The sequence below is a fragment of the Mycobacterium basiliense genome (assembly GCF_900292015.1).
Lineage (GTDB): Bacteria > Actinomycetota > Actinomycetes > Mycobacteriales > Mycobacteriaceae > Mycobacterium > Mycobacterium basiliense.
Window position 1 is genome coordinate 2,470,651 of the sequence record NZ_LR130759.1, and the last position, 20,806, is coordinate 2,491,456.

Genomic DNA, 20,806 nt, shown 5'->3' on the forward strand with positions numbered 1-20,806 from the left:
ATGAGCCTTCCCAAACCGAACAAGCAGGCAGCTGTTGTTATCACCGGTGCATCTTCGGGCATCGGTGTCGAATTGGCCCGCGGCCTCGCCGGTCGCGGCTTTCCCCTGGTGCTGGTGGCACGTCGTCGAGAGCGACTTGAGGAACTGGCCCAGGACGTACGCAGCGAGTTCTCGGTCGGGGTTGAGGTCCTGCCGCTGGATCTCGCCGATGTGCAAGCCCGAGCGGAGCTTGCCGATCGGCTTCGTACCGGTGAGATCGCAGGTCTGTGCAACAGCGCGGGCTTTGGCACCAGCGGCCGGTTCTACGAGTTGCCTTTTGAACGCGAAAGCGAGCAGGTAACCCTCAATGCCTTGGCGCTGATGGAACTCACCCGCGCGGTCCTGCCCGGCATGGTTCAGCGCGGGGCCGGTGCGGTGCTCAACATCGCATCGATCGCTGGCTTCCAGCCGATTCCCTTCATGGCCGTGTATTCGGCGACCAAGGCCTTCGTGCTGACATTCTCCGAGGCCGTCCACGAGGAGCTGCACGGAACGGGTGTCTCGGTCACCGCGTTGTGCCCCGGCCCGGTACCCACCGAGTGGGCCGAGATCGCCAGTGCTGAGCGGTTCAGCATCCCCCTTGCGCAGGTCTCACCGCATGATGTTGCCGAGGCGGCCATCGCCGGGATGCTGTCCGGGAGGCGCACCGTGGTGCCCGGCGTGGTACCCAAGTTCGTCAGCACCGGCGGCAGGTTTGCCCCTCGTAGCCTGCTGCTTCCCGCGATCCGGATCGGCAATCGGCTGCGCGGCGGACCCAGTCACTAGGCGCACCCCGGTCGCGCTCGGCACAGGGTCCTTGGGTCAGCGGCGCCTACTGGGCTGGGACGGATGTGGTGGATGAGACAGTCGCCAACCGCGCTGACTTTGCTGAAGGCGCGCCCGCCGGCATCATCGCGGCGGCTAGGCTCATTCGATGGCTTCCGTTGAGATGACCGCTGAGGTCCCGATGACTCCGCAGGAAACGTGGGATCACGTGTCGGATTTGTCGGCGTTGGGCGATTGGCTCGTGATCCACGAGGGATGGCGCAGCGAGCTGCCGGACGAGCTGGGCGAAGGTGTCGAAATCGTCGGCGTGGCACGTGCCAAAGGGATGCGCAACCGGGTGACCTGGACGGTGACCACGTGGGACCCGCCGCACGAAGTCGCCATGTCTGGCTCGGGTAAGGGCGGAACCAACTACGGTGTCGCGCTCACCGTACGGGCCACGGGGGACGGTTCAGTGCTCGGTTTGCGCCTCGAATTGTCCGGGCGGGCGTTGTTCGGTCCGCTGGGTTCGGCGGCGGCTCGTGCCGTCAAGGGCGATGTGGAGCAGTCGTTGAAGCAGTTCGTTCAGCTGTACGCGTAGCGGCTGTGAGGAGCCGGTAAGACACACTTTGCGACACGCCCGAACGACGTCGGTCCTCGGTCATAGACTGGCGTCCCTATGAACCAGTCCTCCTTCGTGCACCTGCATAATCACACCGAGTACTCGATGTTGGACGGTGCCGCGAAGATCACCCCGATGCTCGCCGAGGTCGAGCGGCTCCAGATGCCCGCGATCGGGATGACCGACCACGGAAACATGTTCGGCGCCAGCGAGTTCTACAACTCGGTGACGCGAGCAGGCATCAAGCCGATCATCGGGGTTGAGGCATACGTCGCGCCAGGTTCACGGTTCGACACCCGGCGGATCTTCTGGGGTGACCCCAGCCAGAAGTCCGACGACATCTCGGGCAGCGGCTCCTACACCCACCTGACCATGATGGCCGAGAACGCGACGGGCCTACGTAATCTGTTCACGCTGTCATCGCTGGCATCTTTCGAGGGCCAGCTGAGCAAGTGGTCACGCATGGATGCCGAACTCATCGCCGAGCACGCTGAAGGCATCATCATCACCACTGGCTGTCCCTCGGGTGAGGTGCAGACCCGCCTGCGCCTGGGCCAGGACCGCGAGGCATTGGAAGCGGCGGCGAGGTGGCGCGAGATCGTCGGCGCCGACAACTACTTCCTGGAGCTGATGGACCACGGGCTGACTATCGAACGGCGGGTCCGTGAGGGGTTGCTACACATTGGCCGGACGCTCAACATTCCGCCGCTAGCGACCAACGACTGCCATTACGTCACCCGCGACGCGGCCCACAACCACGAGGCGCTGTTGTGTGTACAGACCGGCAAGACCTTGTCGGACCCGAATCGCTTCAAGTTCGACGGCGACGGCTACTACCTCAAGTCGGCCGCCGAAATGCGGCAGCTCTGGGACGACGAGGTGCCGGGTGCGTGCGATTCCACATTGCTTATCGCCGAGCGCGTGCAGTCCTACGCCGAGGTGTGGACGCCTCGGGACAGAATGCCGATTTTCCCGGTGCCCGAGGGACACGACCCGGCTTCCTGGCTGCGCCACGAGGTAGACGCCGGGCTAAGTCGTCGGTTCCCCGAAGGCCCGCCGCAGAATTACACGACGCGGGCGGCGTATGAAATCGATGTCATCTGTGCTAAGGGTTTCCCCTCCTACTTTCTCATCGTCGCCGACCTGATCAGCTATGCGAAGTCGGTGGGTATTCGGGTGGGCCCCGGTCGGGGTTCCGCCGCCGGCTCACTCGTCGCCTATGCCCTGGGCATCACCGACATCGACCCGATTCCGCACGGTCTGCTGTTCGAGCGGTTCCTCAATCCGGAGCGCACGTCGATGCCCGACATCGACATCGACTTCGACGACCGTCGTCGCGGCGAGATGGTGCGGTACGCCGCCGAGAAATGGGGTCACGACCGGGTCGCGCAGGTCATCACCTTCGGCACGATTAAGACCAAAGCGGCGCTGAAGGACTCGGCACGAATCCACTACGGGCAACCGGGTTTTGCGATCGCTGACCGGATCACCAAGGCGCTACCGCCGGCGATCATGGCCAAAGATATTCCACTGGCCGGCATCACCGACCCCGCACATGAGCGGTACAAAGAAGCGGCCGAGGTCCGTGGCCTGATCGAGACCGATCCAGATGTCCGCACCATCTACCAGACCGCGCTGGGTTTGGAAGGCTTGATTCGCAACGCCGGGGTGCACGCGTGTGCGGTGATCATGAGCAGCGAGCCGCTGACTGAGGCCATCCCATTATGGAAGAGGCCGCAGGACGGGGCCATCATTACCGGCTGGGATTACCCCTCGTGCGAGGCCATCGGGTTGCTGAAGATGGATTTCCTCGGCCTGCGGAATCTGACGATCATCGGCGACGCGATCGACAACATCAAGGCCAACCGGGGAGTTGACCTCAACCTCGAGTCTGTACCGCTGGAAGACAAGCCCACCTACGAGCTGCTGGGCCGTGGTGACACGCTTGGGGTGTTCCAACTTGATGGCGGGCCGATGCGCGACTTGCTGCGCCGCATGCAGCCCACCGGCTTCGAAGACATCGTCGCCGTGCTGGCCCTGTATCGCCCCGGCCCAATGGGACAAAACGCACACAACGACTACGCGGATCGCAAGAACGGTCGCCAAGCGATCAAGCCGATCCATCCGGAGCTGGCCGAGCCGCTCGAAGAAATCCTGGCCGAGACCTACGGTCTGATTGTCTACCAAGAGCAGATCATGCGAATTGCGCAGAAGGTGGCCGGCTACTCGCTGGCCCGAGCCGACATCTTGCGCAAGGCCATGGGCAAGAAGCAACGCGACGTGCTGGACAAGGAGTACGAAGGCTTCTCGGACGGAATGAAGGCCAACGGATTCTCTGCCGGTGCCATCAAGGCGCTGTGGGACACCATCCTGCCGTTCGCCGACTACGCGTTCAACAAGTCGCACGCGGCCGGCTATGGGCTGGTCTCCTACTGGACCGCATATCTCAAGGCCAACTATCCAGGTGAGTACATGGCCGGTCTGTTGACCTCGGTCGGCGATGACAAGGACAAGGCGGCGGTGTATCTGGCCGACTGTCGCAAGTTGGGCATCACCGTGTTGCCCCCCGACGTCAACGAGTCCGGTCTGAACTTCGCGTCGGTGGGCAACGACATCCGGTATGGCTTGGGTGCGGTGCGCAATGTCGGCGCCAACGTCGTTGGATCACTGATCCAAACCCGCAGCAACAAAGGTAAATTCACCGACTTCTCGGACTATCTGGACAAGATCGACATTTCGGTATGCAACAAGAAAGTCACCGAGTCGTTGATCAAAGCGGGCGCATTTGACTCACTGGGGCACGCCCGCAAGGGCCTCTTCTTGGTGCACACCGACGCCGTCGACTCCGTGCTGGGTACCAAGAAGGCCGAAGCGATGGGACAATTTGACCTGTTCGGTGGCAGTGATGTCGGCACCGATGCAGTGTTCGCTATCCGGGTCCCCGATGACGAGTGGGAAGACAAGCACAAGCTCGCTCTAGAACGGGAGATGCTGGGGTTGTACGTATCCGGGCATCCGCTCAACGGGGTCGCGCACCTGTTGGCTGCCCAGGTCGATACCGCTATCCCGGCGATCCTGGACGGTGATGTCCCCAACGACAGTCAGGTGCGCGTGGGCGGCATCCTGGCGTCCGTCAACCGAAGGGTCAACAAGAACGGAATGCCTTGGGCTTCTGCCCAATTGGAAGATCTCACCGGCGGAATCGAAGTAATGTTCTTTCCGCACACGTATTCGGCTTTCGGAGCGGACATCGCCGATGACGCCGTGGTGCTAGTCAACGCCAAGGTTGCCGTCCGCGATGACCGCACCACACTGATCGCCAACGAACTTGTCGTACCGGATTTTTCCAACGCACAGGTGGATCGGCCGCTGGCCGTCAGCCTACCCACCCGGCAGTGCACCATCGACAAGGTCACCGCGCTCAAGCAAGTGCTGGCGCGCCACCCTGGGACGTCGCAGGTGCATCTGCGGCTGATTAGTGGGGACCGCATCACCACGCTGGAGCTCGACCAGTCACTGCGGGTGACACCGTCACCGGCATTGATGGGGGACCTCAAAGAGTTGCTCGGGCCGGGGTGCTTGGGCGGCTAGCGTCTCATGGCCGGTGTCATCTCGTCGGGGTCATCTGCTGCCGCAACCGGGGCAGGCTCCACTGACGCCAGACCCTCTCGAGGGCGACGACCAACAGGCGGCCAGGCATCCAGGGCGGGGTATCGAACGTCATCAGGTAGTCCAGGCGGGTGCGACCGGTGGAGACCGGTGTGAGTTCAACCCGGCCATGGTGATTACGGACCGGCCCGCGAACGGTGCGGTATTCGATCAGCGTGGGCGACGAATGGGTGACGATCTCTTCCTGGATTGGCCAAATCCCCAGCACCCGCTGGGCGCGGACCGAACGCAGGCCGTCGGGCTCGTCGGGGTGCACGCCATCACGGACCCGGCGCTGACGCACCGGCCAAAGAGTTGCCCACTGGCGGGTGAGGACGTGGAACACGTGCTCGGGCGACGCGTCCAGCTCGGCGGTGCAATCGATCCGATGCCGGCCGGTCGGCGCCGCGGTGTCGGTACTTGCCGGCCGGGTCGCACCGCTTCGAGCGGTGAGCCAGTCACGCACGAAGGCAAAGACGTCTGCCGCCGCGCCTGGATGTAGTAGGGGAGATTCATGGCTGTGGTTACGGGCGAACCCGTGCCGGCGCGCGGCCGATTGAATACGCCGGTCGGAGCCGGCGAATGACCTAGCCAGCCGGTGGCAGCGGGTCGCCGGGGCGATGGCGTCCCGGGGCGAGGTAAGTGCCAGTATCGGCACGTCGAGTGTGTTGAGTTTGGCCGCGATCTGGCCTTGGGCGCGTTCGGTCGCGCCCCACAACACCGCGTCTTCGAGGGCGGCGACCGGCTCGTCCTCGGGGCCGAGGCGAAAGCGCCGCGCCGGGAACACACCACCCCACAGGCGGGCCGTCACGGCGGCGACAACCATCCGATTGGCCAGCAGCGGGATATCGAGTGCCGCGTTGACCAGCACCAATCCCTCGACCTGGGACGCCTGTAGCGTCTCGGCAGCGGCGCGGGCCAGCGCGGCCCCGCCGAACGAATGGCCGATCCAGAATGCGGATCGGCCGGTTTCGGCGTTGATCAGCCGTTGGGCTGCGGGCAAATCGACCCTGACCATCTCCGCCCACCCGGCGCGGGTCTGGGCACTCAGGGCAACCCCGCCTGTCCCGCGCCGTTCGACAATCCATGCGTCGAAGCCGGCGGCGGCCAGCATCTCGGCCAGGCCGCCACCGCCCGGCCACAGATATAACCGCCGGTTGTCGAACGTCCCCGGGATCAGGACCACCGGCACGCCATGGCCCGCACCGATCCGAGTCACCCGGAACCGCCCCCCGTCCTCGACGGTCAGCACCGTCGCCTGCACACCGCAGTGTGGATGCTCCTCAACGGTCCACACGGTGGGCACGCGGTTTCCCTTCGTCGATCGGAAGCTCGAGCCGGCATCATAACCGGGCAGATTCACGTTCGCGGTGTCGCCGATGTGCAGGACGGGTCTGATGCCGATATCGACGCCGCCGCCGTTTGCGGGTTGGTCGACGATCGAGGACCGTGCTGTCGCGAGACGACGTTGGCCATGACGGGAGCTAGACCCAGCCGCTGCCCGGCCGCACCGAATTAGGTCGACGTATTCCACCCCTGGTGACGCGGACGTACGCTCACCACTGTGACGTTGGGGGAAGCTGATCGGTGCGAAGGAGACGGGAAATGACCACAACCGAGCGTCCGACCACCCTGTGCGAGGCATTCCAGCGCACCGCCGCGATCGATCCGGACGCTGTTGCGCTGCGGGTACCCGGCGGCACCACGGCGCTGACGTGGGCGGAGTATGCGCAGCAGGTGCGGCAGGTGGCCGCGGGATTGTCGGGTTTGGGAGTATGCCGCGGCGATACGGTTTCGCTGATGATGGCGAACCGGGTCGAGTTCTACCCGCTCGAAGTGGGCACGCAACACGTTGGCGCCACCTCGTTTTCGGTTTACAACACGTTGCCGGCCGAGCAGCTGACCTACGTGTTCGACAACGCGGGCACAAAGGTGGTGATCTGCGAGGAGCAGTATGTCGACCGCGTCCGTGCCAGCGGCGCGCCCATTGAACATATCGTGTGCATTGACGGTTCACCGGAAGGGACGATCTCGGTACGCGATTTGTACGCCGCCGCACCGGCGGATTTCGACTTCGAGTCAACCTGGCATGCGGTGCAGCCCGATGACATCGTCACACTCATCTACACCTCCGGCACCACGGGTAATCCCAAGGGCGTGGAGATGACCCACACGAACCTATTGTTCGAGGGATACGCCATCGACGAAGTGCTGGGGATCCATTTCGGCGACCGGGTGACGTCGTTCCTGCCGTCGGCGCACATCGCCGATCGGATGACCGGCCTCTACCTGCAGGAGATGTTTGGCACTCAGGTTACCGCGGTGTCTGACGGACGCGCGATCGTAACCGCCCTCCCCGATGTTCGGCCAACCGTGTGGGGAGCGGTGCCGCGGGTATGGGAAAAGCTTAAGGCCGGAATCGAATTCACCATCAGCCATGAGAACGACGAGATGAAGCGGCAGGCTGTGGCGTGGGCGATGTCGGTGGCTGCCAAACGCGCGGCAACCCTGCTCGCGGGTGAACCGATGTCCGACGAGGTAGCCGCGGAATGGGCCAGGGCCGATGAGTTGGTGCTGTCGAAGCTGCGCGAAAGGCTTGGCTTCGCCGAACTGCGGTGGGCACTCTCCGGCGCGGCGCCGATTCCCAAGGAAACCTTGGCGTTCTTCGCCGGCATCGGCATTCCGATCGCCGAGATTTGGGGAATGTCCGAGCTCAGCTGCGCCGCTACCGCCAGCCACCCGCGCGATTCGCGGTTGGGCAGTGTCGGCAAATTGCTTCCTGGGCTGGAAGGCAAGATTGCCGAAGACGGCGAGTACTTGGTCCGCGGTCCGCTGGTAATGAAGGGTTACCGCAAGGAACCAGCCAAGACCGCCGAAGCGATTGACGAGGATGGCTGGCTGCATACCGGCGACATCTTCGACATCGACCCCGACGGCTATCTGCGGGTGGTCGATCGCAAGAAGGAGCTGATCATCAATGCGGCCGGAAAGAATATGTCGCCGGCCAACATTGAGAACACCATTCTGGCCGCCTGTCCCATGGTGGGTGTGATGATCGCGATCGGTGATGGGCGACCGTACAACACCGCCCTCATGGTTTTCGACGCTGACTCCGTCGGTCCGTACGCGGCGCAGCGCGGTCTCTCCGATGCCTCGCCCGCGGCCCTGGCGGCGGACCCGGAGGTGGTGGCCGGCATCGCCGCCGGTGTGGCCGCCGGGAACGCCAAACTGTCGCGGGTGGAACAGGTCAAGCGATTCCGCATCTTGCCGACGTTGTGGGAGCCCGGTGGAGACGAGATCACTCTGACCATGAAGCTCAAGCGTCGGCCTATCGTGACGAAATACGCCGCCGAGATCGATGAGCTCTACGCGGCCGAGCCGGGAGACAACGTCCACGAACCGGCAGCTGCGACGTCGGCGCAACCGGTGTGATAGGAGGACCGGTGATGTCTGCACGAGAGGTCGGCCGGATTGGGGTGCGAAAGCTGCTGCAGCGCACCGGTTTTATCGATGAATCGACAACGCCGTTGTCGACCGATTCGACCGAGGTTGTCCAGCTGTTAGGTGCCCGGTGGTATGACGAGCGGTTAGTCAAGGTTGCCGACGAACTTGGACGAGACCCGGACAGTGTGCGCGCCGAAGCCGCCGGCTACTTGCGGGAAATGGCGGCCAGTCTGGACGAGCGGGCGGTGGAGGCATGGCGTGGTTTTAGCCGCTGGCTGATGCGGGCCTACGACGTGCTGGTTGACGAAGACCAGATCGCGCAGCTGCGCAAGTTGGATCGCAAGGCGACTTTGGCGTTCGCCTTCTCACATCGGTCCTACCTGGACGGCATGCTGTTGCCGGAGGTGATTCTGGCCAACCGGCTCTCGCCCGCGCTTACCTTCGGCGGGGCGAACTTGAACTTCTTTCCGATGGGCGGGTTCGCCAAACGAACCGGGGCGATCTTTATCCGGCGCCAGACCAAGGACATCCCCGTCTACCGGTACGTGCTGCGTGCTTACACCGCACAGCTGGTGCAAAACCACGCAAACCTAACCTGGTCGATCGAAGGGGGACGGACCCGGACCGGCAAGCTACGGCCTCCGGTTTTCGGGATCCTGCGATACATCACTGACGCGGTCGATGAAATCGACGGTCCGGAAGTGTATTTGGTGCCGACCTCCATTGTGTACGACCAGTTGCACGAGGTGGAGGCGATGACCACTGAGGCCTACGGCGCAGTAAAGCGCCCCGAAGACCTTTGGTTTCTGATCCGACTCGCCCGCCAGCAGGGTGAGCGACTCGGCCGCGCGTACCTCGACTTCGGTGAACCGTTGCCGTTACGTAAGCGACTTGAGGAGTTGCGCGCCGACGAGTCCGGGACCGGCACCGAAATCGAACGCATCGCCCTGGACGTGGAACACCGGATCAACCGTGCCACACCGGTTACTCCCACCGCTGTGGTCAGCCTTGCCTTACTGGGGGCGGATCGGTCGTTGTCGATCACAGAGGTACTGGCCACGGTGCGCCCCCTGGCGAGTTATATCGCGGCCCGGAACTGGGCGGTGGCTGGGGCGGCGGATCTGACCAATCGTTCGACGATCCGCTGGACGCTGCACCAGATGGTTGCTTCGGGAGTGGTCCGTGTCTATGACGCCGGCACCGAGGCGGTTTGGGGGATCGGCGAGGATCAGCACCTCGTCGCCGCGTTCTACCGCAACACTGCGATCCACATTCTCGTCGACCGCGCTATTGCCGAGATGGCGCTGTTGGCGGCCACCGAGGTCTCTGCCACCTCGGCGCCCTCGGGGCCGTCCGCAGCAGGTTCGGTCGCGCCCGCGACCGTGCGTGATGAGGCGCTCAGTCTGCGTGAATTGCTGAAGTTCGAGTTTCTGTTCTCCGGACGCGCCCAATTCGAGAAGGACCTGGCCGACGAGGTGCGCCTGATTGGGCCGGTGGAAGACGTCACCAAGTCAATCAACGCTGCCGATGTCGTGCAGCTGTTGGAATCCGCCGATCTGTTGCTGGCGCATTTGGTGCTGCGTCCGTACCTGGACGCCTATCACATCGTTGCCGACCGGCTGGCGGCTCACGAGGATGAGTCCTTCGACGAAGAGACCTTCCTGGCCGAGTGCCTTGACGTTGGCAAGCAGTGGGAACTGCAGCGCAGAATCGCCAACGCGGAATCGCGGTCGATGGAGCTTTTCAAGACCGCGCTCAGGCTGGCCCGCCATCGTGAGTTGGTGGACGGTTCCCATGACGAAGAGATCTTCCAACGCCGACGCCAGTTCGCCGAGGAGATCGCGACGGCGATACGGCGGGTGAACGCGATTGCCGAGATGGCTAGAACGCGGTGAACGATGGCTAGCGCTGGACCTGGCCCAGCACCTTGAGCACCACCGCGACGCCGATGGCGATTGCGGTCGCACCCAGAACCGATGGTGCCGCGCTGGTGGTCACAACACCCAGCAGTGCCAAAGTGAGGACTCCCGCGATCACCGCGAACAATTTGTGCCGAGGCCAAGGAACCCCCGCAATCAGCACGTCACCGTTGTTCGGCTCGGCGAACACCCGAAATCGGCCAGGGGTAGTCATGATTTCAGCCTACCGGTACCCGTATTTCGGGTCCTCGAACATCCGGGTGCCGGACCCCGGTGAGTGGGTTTTGCTCGCCCCCTAGAGTGGTACGCATGCCACTCCAAGGTGAATATGCGCCCAGCCCGCTCGACTGGTCCCGTGAACAGGCCGACAAATACTCGGAATCCGGGGGAACCGAGGGCACCGAGATGAAGGGCAAACCTGTCGTCCTGCTGACCACCGTCGGAGCCAAGACCGGCAAACTTCGCAAGACGCCGCTGATGCGGGTGGAGCATGACGGCGAATACGCGATCGTCGCCTCACTGGGGGGCGCCCCCAAAAACCCGGTTTGGTACCACAATGTCGTGCAGAACCCGCGAGTTGAGCTTCAAGATGGCACCACCACCGGCGATTACCAGGCCCGCGAGGTGTTCGGCGACGAGAAGGCCATTTGGTGGGAACGAGCCATCGCGGTGTGGCCCGACTACGTTGAATACCAGAAAAAGACCGACCGCCAGATTCCGGTGTTCGTGCTGACGCCCGCGCACTGAGCCGCGTCGTCGGCACGGGTAGGTCGCGTGGCACCATTGATCGGTGTCCGCTGAACTGAGCCAGAGCCCACGCCGTGCACCGCTGTGTGCGGCTGATATCGACGATGCGGCGAAGCGGATTGCCTCGGTCATCACGCCCACCCCGCTGCAGCTCAGTGATCGGCTATCGGCGATCACTGGCGCGACCGTCTACCTCAAACGTGAAGATCTTCAGGTGGTGCGTTCGTACAAGCTGCGTGGGGCCTACAACCTGCTGGTGCAGCTGTCCGAAGCGGAGTTGGCCGCGGGCGTGGTGTGTTCGTCCGCGGGAAACCATGCTCAAGGTTTCGCTTTCGCCTGCCGATCACTGGGTGTTCGCGGTCGGGTCTATGTCCCGGCCAAGACACCCAAACAAAAGCGCGACCGAATTCGCTACCACGGTGGGGAATTCATCGATTTGATCGTGGGTGGGGCGACCTACGATCTGGCGGCAGCGGCGGCGCGTGAAGACGTCGAACGCACCGGCGCCACGCTGGTACCGCCGTACGATGACCTGCGCACCATCGCCGGTCAAGGCACCATTGCCGTCGAATTGCTGGCCGAACTCGGCGAGGAACCCGACCTGGTGGTAGTCCCCGTGGGAGGCGGTGGATGTATCGCCGGAATCACCACCTACCTGGCCGAACGGACCACCGGTTCGGCGGTGTTGGGCATCGAACCCGCCGGCGCCGCAGCAATGATGGCGGCGCTGGCCGCGGGTGAGCCGGTGACGCTGGACCACGTGGATCAGTTCGTCGACGGCGCCGCGGTAAGTCGGGCCGGGACGCAGACTTATGCCGCGTTGGCGGCCGCCGGCGATATGGTGTCGATCACCACCGTTGACGAGGGCGCGGTGTGCACCGCGATGCTCGACCTCTATCAAAACGAGGGCATCATCGCCGAGCCGGCGGGAGCGCTGTCGGTCGCGGGCTTGCTGGAGGCCGATATCGCGCCCGGGTCCACCGTGGTGTGCCTAATTTCGGGTGGCAACAACGACGTGTCCCGGTACGGCGAAATTCTGGAGCGTTCGCTGGTGCACCTGGGTCTCAAGCACTACTTCTTGGTGGACTTTCCGCAGGAACCCGGTGCCCTGCGCCGGTTTCTGGACGATGTGCTCGGTCCCAACGACGACATCACATTGTTCGAATACGTCAAGCGCAACAACCGGGACACCGGCGAGGCACTGGTCGGTATCGAGCTGGGATCGGCGGCAGACCTGGACGGCCTGCTGGCCCGGATGCGGGCGACGGAGATTCACGTCGAACCCCTCGAGCCTGGTTCGCCGGCCTACCGCTACCTCTTGTAGCTAGCGCAAATAGGCGGGCAGCTGAGTGGCTGGGTCGAGATCGTCGGCCGGTTCAGGCGTTCCGGCCGACAAGGTCAGTGGCACCACGCCGGCCCAATGCGGCAACAATCCGTCTTCTGGATCATCGACCGGGCCACCGTGGCGCACCTTGGCCGACACTTCCACCAGATCCAGGGCGAGCACTGCCGTCGCGGCGAGCTCACGCGCGTTCGGCATCCTGCAGTCGGCGGCGCGTCCGGGCCGGATGTGGTCGAGCAGCGCATCGAAGGCCCGCAGCTTCTCGTCGCGGTTGACGACCAGGCGTGCCGTGCCCAGGACGACCACCGAGCGGTAGTTCAGCGAATGGTGCATGGCCGAGCGGGCCAGCACCAGCCCGTCGAGGAGTGTGGCGGTGACGCAGATGGGCAAGCCGGCGGGCTTGGCGGCGAGCATGGGGCCACTGCCGGTGGAGCCGTGGAGGTACAGCGTCTCGCCATGGCGTGCGTGTGTGGTCGGTAAGACCACCGGTCCGTGGTCGCTGACGTAGCCGACATGGCAGATCAACGCTTCGTCAAGGATGCGGTGCACGGTCGGACGGTCGTAGTGCGCGCGCTCGCGGTAGCGGGTGGGGGTCGTGCGTTTCGTCGGGCGGTATGTGGCGTCCACCTAATTGCTATCCGTTCTGTACTAGTACATATTGATAATGTGTCAGTACAAACTAGGATAGCGGGTACGGGTGCCGAATCCATAGCCGCGAGCGTCGAAGAGGCGATTTCTCAAGGCGGCCTGGCGCCGGGTGACGCGCTACCGCCGATCCGCCAGGTCGCCGCCCAACTTGGCGTCAACGCCAATACCGTGGCGGCGGCCTACCGACTACTTCGAGATCGAGGGGCCGTCGAAACCGGGGGACGTCGCGGCACTCGGGTGCTGGACCGACCGGCAACCACGTCGCGGTCGACGCTTGGTCTTGGTGTGCCTGCGGGTGCGCGCGACTTGTCGACGGGCAATCCGGACGCCGCGCTACTACCGCTCGCCAGCGCCCAATTGCCGGCCAGTTCGGTTCCGCCCGTGCTGTACGGACGTCCGGCGATGTCAGCCCGGTTGGTCCAATACGCCCGCGCCACGCTGACCGCAGATGGCGTTCCGGCCGATCACCTCGCGGTGACCAGCGGCGCGTTGGACGGCATCGAGCGGGCGCTGACCGCGCACCTGCGGCCGGGAGACCGGGTTGCTGTCGAGGACCCCGGCTGGGCGAACATTCTTGATTTGTTTGCAGCACTACGACTTTCGGCTGAGCCGGTAGGTGTCGATGACGACGGTCCAGTGGTTGCCGACATGGCCCGCGCCCTGGGTCGGGGGGCTAAGGCGGTCGTTGTCACCAGCCGTGCCCAGAACCCAACCGGTGCGGCGCTGTCAGCGGATCGCGCCGCGCAATTGCGCATTCTCCTGGCCGCGCGGGCAGACGACCTCCTGCTTGTCGAGGACGACCACTGTGCCGGCATCGCCGGTGTTTCGCTGCACACCCTGGCCGGGTCGACGGATCACTGGGCATTCATCCGGTCGGTGTCGAAGGCCTACGGGCCCGATCTGCGCCTGGCGCTGCTGGCCGGAGATCACCGCACTGTCGAGCGGGTGCACGGACGCCAACGGCTCGGGCCGGGCTGGGTGAGTCACCTGCTGCAGGATCTCGCCGTCGGTTTGTGGTCCGACGACGATGCGACGCGCTTGCTGCACCAGGCCGAGGAGCGCTACACCGGCACCCGTGTCCGGCTGTGCGCCGCGTTGGCCCATCGCGGCGTTACCGCTCACGGCCGGTCCGGTCTCAATGTCTGGATTCCCGTGGCCGACGAAACCGCGGCGATCACCAGGATGCTCAACACGGGCTGGGCCGCAGCGCCGGGATCGCGGTACCGTATCCGCACATCGCCGGGAATTCGGATCACCATCGCCGATCTGGCGGCCCACGAGATCGATCCGCTTGCTGACGCCGTCACCGATGCGGTGCACGGTGCCGGACGACCCAGTGTGTAAATGCCGGGGTGTCGATTCAGCTATCCACAGCGCAGTATCGCCACCGAGTGCCCCGGTAGTTCGGTGCTGGTGTCGCTGGCCGTCGGCTCATCCCACGCCAGCACCACCGCACCTCCGATTGGCACACTTGTGCATTCGCTGCTCAGATTGCAGACGATGCCGAACTGACCGCGCTGCACAGCAATCCAGGCCGGTTCCTCGTCGTAGTCGACGACCAGGTGGTCGAGCCAGGGATCGGCGAGATCCGGCTCGGTATGCCGCAGCGCGATCAGAGCGCGATAAAAGCCGAGCAGTTTGGCGTGTTCACCTGCGCTCTGCTCGGTCCAGTCCAGCTTGGAACGCCGAAACGTCAGCGGGTCCTGCGGGTCGGGAATATCGTTGGCGTCCCACCCGTGTTCGGCGAACTCCGCCTTGCGTCCCGCTGCCGTCGCGCGGGCCAGCTCCGGTTCGGGATGGGAGCTAAAAAATTGGAACGGGGTGGACGCCGCCCATTCCTCACCCATGAAAAGCATTGCAGTGTAGGGAGAAGTGAGTACCAGCGCGGCCTTGATCGCCAACTGGCCGCCGGTCAGATGGTGGGAGGGGCGGTCCCCAAGCGCGCGGTTGCCGACCTGATCATGCGTACATGTGTAGGCGAGCAGTCTGCTGGCCGGGATCACCGAGGTGTCTAGTGGACGGCCGTGGCGGCGCCGTCGAAAGGACGAGTAGGTGCCGGCGTGGAAGAAGCCATGGCGCAGCGTCTGCGCCAGCGTGGCCATCGAATCAGAATTGGCGCCGAAGTCCGCATAATAGCCCTGCCGTTCACCGGAGACCGCGGTGTGGATGGCGTGGTGGATATCGTCGTCCCATTGCGCGGTGATCCCGTAACCGCCACGGTCGCGTGGCGTGATCAGCCGAGGATCGTTGAGGTCACTTTCGGCGACCAGCGAGAGCGGACGGCCCACCTGCTTGGACAGCCAGTCGGTTTCAGCGGCGAGTTCCTCGAGAATGGAGATCGCGGTGGTATCCACCAGCGCGTGCACGGCGTCGAGCCGCAGGCCGTCGGCGTGAAAGTCACGCATCCACCGCAGCGCGCACCCGATGATGTAGCGGCGCACCTCGTCGGAATCGGCATCGGCGATGTTGATGCCCTCTCCCCAAGGATTACGTGCCGACGATAGGTACGGAGCGAAACGCGGCAGGTAGTTGCCCGATGGCCCGAGATGGTTGAACACCGCGTCGATCAGCACACCCAGGCCGCGGTTGTGGCATGCGTCGATGAACCTGACCAGTCCGTCGGGGCCTCCGTAGGGCTCGTGCACGCTGTACCACAGCACGCCGTCGTATCCCCACCCGTGAGTTCCGGCAAAGGAATTGACCGGCATCAACTCGACGAAGTCGATGCCGAGGTCAACCAGGTAATCCAGCTTTTCCAGCGCGGAATCGAATGTGCCTGCCGCAGTGAAAGTTCCGAGATGCAGCTCATAGATCACCGCGCCGTTGACCGGTCGCCCCGGCCAGTCCCCGTCAGTCCAGGTCGCAGTGGTGGCGTCCCACAACTGCGAGCGGGCGTGCACTCCGTCGGGTTGACGCGGTGACCGCGGGTCGGGCAGCACCTTGGGATCGTCGTCGAGCAGGTATCCATATCGGGCGTTGGGCGCCGCCTCGATGCTCGCGTGCCACCAACCGTCGTCGGACCGGGTCATCTCGTGCAGTGCGCCGTCGACGTCGAGCCTCACCGAGTCGGGTTTGGGCGCCCAGACCCGGAATTCCGTCATGATCGCTCCAGCAGGGCGACGGGCAAATCCGCGAACAATACCGCCGCCGACGTCTTCCCGTCGGCTACGGCTCCGGTGAGCGTGTCTGTCCAGGTGCCCTCGGGAAGTGGGATCGCAGTGTTACCCCAGCCCGTGTCCTGGAGCCGCACGGTCCAGCGGGTCACCGCGACCAGGATGTCGTCGGCACGGCGAAACGCGACAATATGATCACTGGCGTCACCGCTGGCAAGCACGGGAATGTAGTCCCCGTGCAAGAAGCTGTCCGGCCGGGCACGGCGCAGTCGTAGCGCGGTGGTGGTAACCCGAATCTTGGGGTGCTGCAGGGCGTTCAGCGCATCACGCCGAATAGCGTAGTCAACTTCACGACGATTGTCTGGATCGACCAGGCTATCGTCCCACAGCTCGGTGCCCTGGTAGATGTCTGGAACTCCCGGTACGGTCAGTGCGAGCAACTTCTGCCCCAGCGCGTCACTTGTGGCGTGCGGGTTAAGTTGAGTGACGAGCTTGGTCAGCTCTTCGGCTGCCGGTCCGTCTAGCACGATATCCAGCCACCGGTGCACGGCTTGCTCGAAAGCGGTGTTTGGATCGTTCCACGAAGTGTGCCAGGCGGCCTCTCGGATCGCCTTTTCGGAATAGGCGTGCAGTCGATCGCGTAGTTTATCGCCGACTTCCCCGCTGACCGGCCATACGCCGAAGATGTTCTGCCACAGGAACTGCCCGGTCGCCGGATCAGGGGAGGGGGCTTGGGTCTCCACGCGACCGACGAACTCGCTCCAGAGCGACGGCACCTGCGATAGCACACCGATGCGAGCTCGCACGTCCTCGCCGCGTTTGGTGTCATGGGTGGTCAGCGTCGTCATAGTCTGCGGCCACAGCCGAGCCCGGGTGGCGGCGCGGTGATGAAACTCCGCCGCGTCGACACCGAACCTGTGCGGTTCGCCGCCGACCTCGTTGAGTGATACCAGCCGGGCGTCGCGGTAGAAATAGCAGTCCTCGCTGGCCTTGGCTGTCACCGCGCCGCAGAGCTGTTGCAACCGGGTGTCCGGTTCTTGCCCTTGGGCTAGCGCCGTGGCGATCACCTGCAGCGCGGGAGCTAACTCAGGTGCTGCCGAGCTAGTTTCGGCCAACGCGGTGGGCATGATCGCCGCCAGGCTCGGGTAGTCACAACGGTAGACGCCGATATGGGTCAATAGCGCGGCGACCGCCTCGGGTAGCAGTGGATGATCGGCACCGGCCGCGGCCACGATCTTGCGCCGCAGTCTGCGTAGTTCGCTCGCCAGAGTGTCGGTGGCCGCCTGGATCTTGAGCCCGGCCAACATGGCCGCCATCGCGTGATAGTGCAGGCCGCTGGTTTCGACGAGTGCAGAAAGTTGCGGGGCCCCGTCGGGGTCGATGAAAAGTCCGCCTACTTCCCGCAGCACGTCATAGCCGGTGGTACCGGCGACCGGGAGGGTGGGATCCAGTGCCTCATCTGCGGCTAGGATCTTCTCGATCACGATCCAGGCTTTGGGGCCAAGCAATTCACGCAGCCGGCACAAATATCCGCTCGGATCAGACAAGCCGTCGGGATGGTCGATCCGTACTCCGTCGACGAGTCCTTCGGAAAACCAACGGGCGACTTCGGCGTGGGTGACCTCAAAGACCGTGTCATCTTCCTGGCGTAGCCCGGCTAGCGAGGTGATCGAAAAAAAGCGACGATAGCCACACACCCCGCGGCGCCAGCCCACCAGCCGGTAGTGTTGGCGGTCGTGCACTTCGGCCCCGGTGCCAGAGCCGGTGCCGGGAGCGATGGGAAGTGCCAGATCCCCCAGCGTGAGCAGCTCACCGTCGACTTTCAGGTCGGCGACGTCTGCGTCGGACCCTAACAGTGGCAGCACAATTCGACCGTCCTCGTCAAGCTCCCAGTCAACGTCGAAATAGGCTGCGTAGACGGAATTACGGCCGTATCGCAGCACATCCCACCACCAGATGTTCTGCTGCGGCTTATCGATCCCCACGTGGTTGGGCACGATATCGACGATCACGCCCATGCCCCGGGCCCGCGCCGCTGCGGATAGCCGCGCTAGACCGTCGGCGCCACCAAGTTCGGCTGAGACAGTCGTCGGGTCGGTGACGTCGTACCCATGGGATGAACCGTGAGCCGCGGTCAGGATGGGGGACAGATACAGGTGTGAAACTCCGAGACTATCAAGGTATTCCAGTATGTTCTCCGCGTCGGAGAAAGTGAATCCAAATCCGCTTGATGGACCACGCAATTGCAACCGGTAGGTCGATAGGACGGGAAAAGCCATGCGCTATGCGGTCTTACGTAGAACAAGCAGGGAACGTCCAGGAACTGCAACCTTGTCCTCGGCAGTGACGACCAGATCGGCGTCACCGACCGGATCGTTGGTATCTAGCTCTACGGTCCACTCGTCGGCATAGTCGCCGCCCGGCATGACGAACTCCACCGTGTCGTCATGAGCGTTGAAGCACAACAGGAACGAGTCGTCGACTACCCGCTCACCACGAGCGTTGGGCGCGGTAATCGCCTCACCATTGAGGAAGACGGCAACGCACTTGTGGAAGCTCCGATTCCAATCCTCGTGGGTCATCTCTTGGCCACCCGGTGTCAGCCAGGCGATGTCTCGTACCTCGTCACCGCTTCGGATCGGCTCACCCTCGAAGAACCGTCGCCTGCGAAAGACCGGGTGGTTCTTGCGCAAAGTGGTTACCTTTTGCGCAAAAATCAGCAGTTCGGAGTTCGTATCGACCAAAGACCAGTCCATCCACGACAATTCGGAGTCTTGGCAATAGACGTTGTTGTTGCCCTGCTGGGTGCGTCCGATCTCGTCGCCGTGGGCGATCATCGGCGTGCCCTGGCTGACCATCAATGTGGCCCAGAAGTTGCGCATTTGGCGGCGACGCAACGCCATGATGTCGGGATCGTCGGTGGGCCCTTCGGCCCCACAGTTCCAGGACCGATTGTGACTTTCGCCGTCGCGATTGTCTTCGCCATTGGCGCTGTTGTGCTTCTCGTTGTAGGACACCAGGTCGTTCAGGGTGAATCCGTCGTGGGCCGTGACGAAGTTGATACTGGCGCTCGGCCGCCGGCCAGTCGCCTCGTAGAGGTCCGACGACCCGGTCAACCGGGAAGCGAACTCGCCCAGGGTCGCGGGCTCACCCCGCCAGTAGTCGCGCACAGTATCGCGGTATTTCCCGTTCCACTCCGTCCACAAACCGGGAAAATTCCCGACCTGGTATCCGCCCTCGCCGACGTCCCACGGCTCGGCGATCAGTTTGACCTGGCTGACCACCGGATCCTGCTGCACCAGATCGAAGAACGCGCTCAACCGGTCCACGTCGTGCAGCTCCCGCGCCAAGGTGGCGGCCAGGTCGAAGCGGAATCCGTCGACATGCATCTCCATCACCCAGTAGCGCAGCGAATCCATGATCAGTTGCAGCACATGCGGGTGGCGGGCGTTGAGGCTGTTGCCGGTGCCGGTGTAGTCCTTATACCAGCGCAGGTCGGTGTCCACCAGGCGGTAGTAGGCGGCGTTGTCGATGCCGCGGAAGTTGATGGTCGGACCGAGTCGGTTGCCTTCGGCGGTGTGGTTGTACACCACGTCGAGAATGACTTCGATGCCGGCCTCATGCAGGCTGCGTACCATGGACTTGAATTCTCCCACGGCGCTGCCTGCTTGCCGGTTGGCTGCATACTGATTGTGTGGGGCGAAAAATCCAAAAGTGTTGTAACCCCAGTAATTTCGTAGACCCAGATCGAGCAGACGTGAGTCGTGCATGAATTGATGTACCGGCATCAATTCGATGGCGGTGACGTTCAGCGACTTGAGGTGATCGATGATTGCGGGATGGGCCAGTCCGGCATAGGTGCCCCGGAGCTCTTCGGGGATGTCCGGATGAGTTTGCGTCATGCCTTTGACGTGTGCTTCGTAGATGACGGTCTCGTGGTAAGGAGTCATTGGAGCCCGGTCGTAACCCCAGTCGAAGAACGGGTTGATCACCACACTGGTCATGGTGTATCCGAGGGAGTCGACCATGGGGGGGATGCCGGGGTCGGCCGAGCCCAGGTCGACGGTCTGCATGTCGTAGGAGAACAGTGCCTGTCCGAAGATGAAATCGCCGTCGAACGCTTTGCCGTAGGGGTCGAGCAGCAGCTTGCTCGGGTCACAGCGATGCCCGGCCGCGGGGTCGAATGGTCCGTAGACCCGAAATCCGTAGCGTTGGCCCGGCGCGACATTGGGCAGATAGGCGTGCCAGACGTATCCGTCGATCTCCTCGAGGGAGATTCGCGATTCGCTACCGCCCTCCGAGATCAGGCATAGCTCGACCTTCTCGGCGATCTCGGAGAAGAGCGAAAAGTTGGTGCCCGCACCGTCATAGGTGGCCCCCAGCGGATATGCGGTGCCCGGCCAAACGGTGGGCAGCGGGGGTGGGGTTACGCCGGAGTCCCCGGCGTTGTTCTGCGACATCATTTGACTTTATCCGCGTTGGTTCGGGTCCGAGCGTTTCCGGTGTCTGTGCCCTGATTTGAATTGGGGTATCGGTGCCT

Annotated in this window: 14 protein-coding genes; 8 read left to right on the forward strand and 6 right to left on the reverse strand. The window is 63.8% G+C overall.

All coding sequences use genetic code 11. The features are described from left to right. From MB901379_RS10575 to dnaE, 3 genes are all read left to right on the forward strand, one after another. Positions 1–804 (forward strand): SDR family NAD(P)-dependent oxidoreductase, encoded by an 804-nt coding sequence (locus MB901379_RS10575; protein WP_158016657.1) that lies wholly within the window; start codon positions 1–3, stop codon positions 802–804. A 148-nt stretch (positions 805–952) separates the two neighbouring features. Continuing rightward, positions 953–1,384, forward strand: a complete 432-nt coding sequence (locus MB901379_RS10580) for a type II toxin-antitoxin system Rv0910 family toxin (RefSeq protein ID WP_158016658.1) — start codon at positions 953–955, stop codon at positions 1,382–1,384. Positions 1,385–1,462: 78 nt separating this feature from the next. Further along, complete coding sequence (dnaE, locus tag MB901379_RS10585; protein ID WP_158016659.1) at positions 1,463–4,996, forward strand: DNA polymerase III subunit alpha; 3,534 nt, start codon at positions 1,463–1,465, stop codon at positions 4,994–4,996. A 16-nt stretch (positions 4,997–5,012) separates the two neighbouring features. Here dnaE and MB901379_RS10590 read toward each other — a convergent pair whose 3' ends face one another. Beyond that, positions 5,013–6,359, reverse strand: coding sequence for an SRPBCC family protein (locus MB901379_RS10590; RefSeq protein WP_232022041.1), 1,347 nt, complete (start codon positions 6,357–6,359; stop codon positions 5,013–5,015). A 299-nt stretch (positions 6,360–6,658) separates the two neighbouring features. Between MB901379_RS10590 and fadD11 the strand changes: the two genes are divergently transcribed. Together fadD11 and MB901379_RS10600 are read left to right on the forward strand one after the other, a co-directional pair. Next, positions 6,659–8,485, forward strand: coding sequence for a fatty acid--CoA ligase FadD11 (gene fadD11, locus MB901379_RS10595; RefSeq protein WP_158016661.1), 1,827 nt, complete (start codon positions 6,659–6,661; stop codon positions 8,483–8,485). A gap of 14 nt (positions 8,486–8,499) precedes the next feature. Further along, positions 8,500–10,392 (forward strand): lysophospholipid acyltransferase, encoded by a 1,893-nt coding sequence (locus MB901379_RS10600; RefSeq protein WP_158016662.1) that lies wholly within the window; start codon positions 8,500–8,502, stop codon positions 10,390–10,392. Between the two features lie 7 nt (positions 10,393–10,399). On the opposite strand, the gene MB901379_RS10605 is transcribed toward MB901379_RS10600, so the two are convergent. Then, the gene (locus MB901379_RS10605; RefSeq protein WP_158016663.1) at positions 10,400–10,630 is read right to left on the reverse strand and encodes a hypothetical protein; all 231 of its coding nucleotides are present in this window, start codon (positions 10,628–10,630) and stop codon (positions 10,400–10,402) included. Positions 10,631–10,725: 95 nt separating this feature from the next. Here MB901379_RS10605 and MB901379_RS10610 point away from each other — a divergent pair, with 95 nt between their 5' ends. Both MB901379_RS10610 and ilvA read left to right on the forward strand, forming a co-directional pair. Continuing rightward, positions 10,726–11,163 carry a nitroreductase family deazaflavin-dependent oxidoreductase gene (locus MB901379_RS10610; protein ID WP_158016664.1) on the forward strand — a complete coding sequence of 146 codons (438 nt, stop codon included), beginning with the start codon at positions 10,726–10,728 and terminating at the stop codon, positions 11,161–11,163. 43 nt (positions 11,164–11,206) lie between these two features. Beyond that, positions 11,207–12,487 (forward strand): threonine ammonia-lyase, encoded by a 1,281-nt coding sequence (ilvA, locus tag MB901379_RS10615; RefSeq protein WP_158016665.1) that lies wholly within the window; start codon positions 11,207–11,209, stop codon positions 12,485–12,487. Here the strand turns inward: ilvA and MB901379_RS10620 are convergent, their stop codons facing one another. Beyond that, on the reverse strand, positions 12,488–13,132 hold the full coding sequence (locus MB901379_RS10620) for a pyridoxamine 5'-phosphate oxidase family protein (RefSeq protein ID WP_158016666.1): 645 nt from the start codon (positions 13,130–13,132) through the stop codon (positions 12,488–12,490). 39 nt (positions 13,133–13,171) lie between these two features. On the opposite strand from MB901379_RS10620, the gene MB901379_RS10625 reads away from it, so the two are divergent. Continuing rightward, positions 13,172–14,497, forward strand: coding sequence for an aminotransferase class I/II-fold pyridoxal phosphate-dependent enzyme (locus tag MB901379_RS10625; RefSeq protein ID WP_158016667.1), 1,326 nt, complete (start codon positions 13,172–13,174; stop codon positions 14,495–14,497). A 20-nt stretch (positions 14,498–14,517) separates the two neighbouring features. Here MB901379_RS10625 and treZ read toward each other — a convergent pair whose 3' ends face one another. From treZ to glgX, 3 genes are read right to left on the reverse strand one after another with little or no spacing between them, the layout of a single operon-like run. Continuing rightward, entirely contained in the window at positions 14,518–16,254 is a 1,737-nt protein-coding gene (gene treZ / locus MB901379_RS10630; RefSeq protein ID WP_158016668.1) for a malto-oligosyltrehalose trehalohydrolase, read from the reverse strand. Next, positions 16,251–18,545, reverse strand: a complete 2,295-nt coding sequence (treY, locus tag MB901379_RS10635; RefSeq protein WP_158016669.1) for a malto-oligosyltrehalose synthase — start codon at positions 18,543–18,545, stop codon at positions 16,251–16,253. The genes treZ and treY overlap by 4 nt, the downstream gene beginning before the upstream one ends. 3 nt (positions 18,546–18,548) lie before the next feature. After that, on the reverse strand, positions 18,549–20,726 hold the full coding sequence (glgX, locus tag MB901379_RS10640) for a glycogen debranching protein GlgX (protein WP_158019090.1): 2,178 nt from the start codon (positions 20,724–20,726) through the stop codon (positions 18,549–18,551). Positions 20,727–20,806: the final 80 nt, after the last annotated feature.

What these genes read in the sequence shown, in the direction of transcription:
- MB901379_RS10575 (WP_158016657.1), top strand. Translation starts at nt 1, where the DNA reads ATGAGCCTTCCCAAACCGAACAAGCAGGCAGCTGTTGTTATCACCGGT.
- MB901379_RS10580 (WP_158016658.1), top strand. Translation starts at nt 953, where the DNA reads ATGGCTTCCGTTGAGATGACCGCTGAGGTCCCGATGACTCCGCAGGAA.
- dnaE (WP_158016659.1), top strand. Translation starts at nt 1,463, where the DNA reads ATGAACCAGTCCTCCTTCGTGCACCTGCATAATCACACCGAGTACTCG.
- fadD11 (WP_158016661.1), top strand. Translation starts at nt 6,659, where the DNA reads ATGACCACAACCGAGCGTCCGACCACCCTGTGCGAGGCATTCCAGCGC.
- MB901379_RS10600 (WP_158016662.1), top strand. Translation starts at nt 8,500, where the DNA reads ATGTCTGCACGAGAGGTCGGCCGGATTGGGGTGCGAAAGCTGCTGCAG.
- MB901379_RS10605 (WP_158016663.1), bottom strand. Translation starts at nt 10,630, where the DNA reads ATGACTACCCCTGGCCGATTTCGGGTGTTCGCCGAGCCGAACAACGGT.
- MB901379_RS10610 (WP_158016664.1), top strand. Translation starts at nt 10,726, where the DNA reads ATGCCACTCCAAGGTGAATATGCGCCCAGCCCGCTCGACTGGTCCCGT.
- treZ (WP_158016668.1), bottom strand. Translation starts at nt 16,254, where the DNA reads ATGACGGAATTCCGGGTCTGGGCGCCCAAACCCGACTCGGTGAGGCTC.
- treY (WP_158016669.1), bottom strand. Translation starts at nt 18,545, where the DNA reads ATGGCTTTTCCCGTCCTATCGACCTACCGGTTGCAATTGCGTGGTCCA.
- glgX (WP_158019090.1), bottom strand. Translation starts at nt 20,726, where the DNA reads ATGTCGCAGAACAACGCCGGGGACTCCGGCGTAACCCCACCCCCGCTG.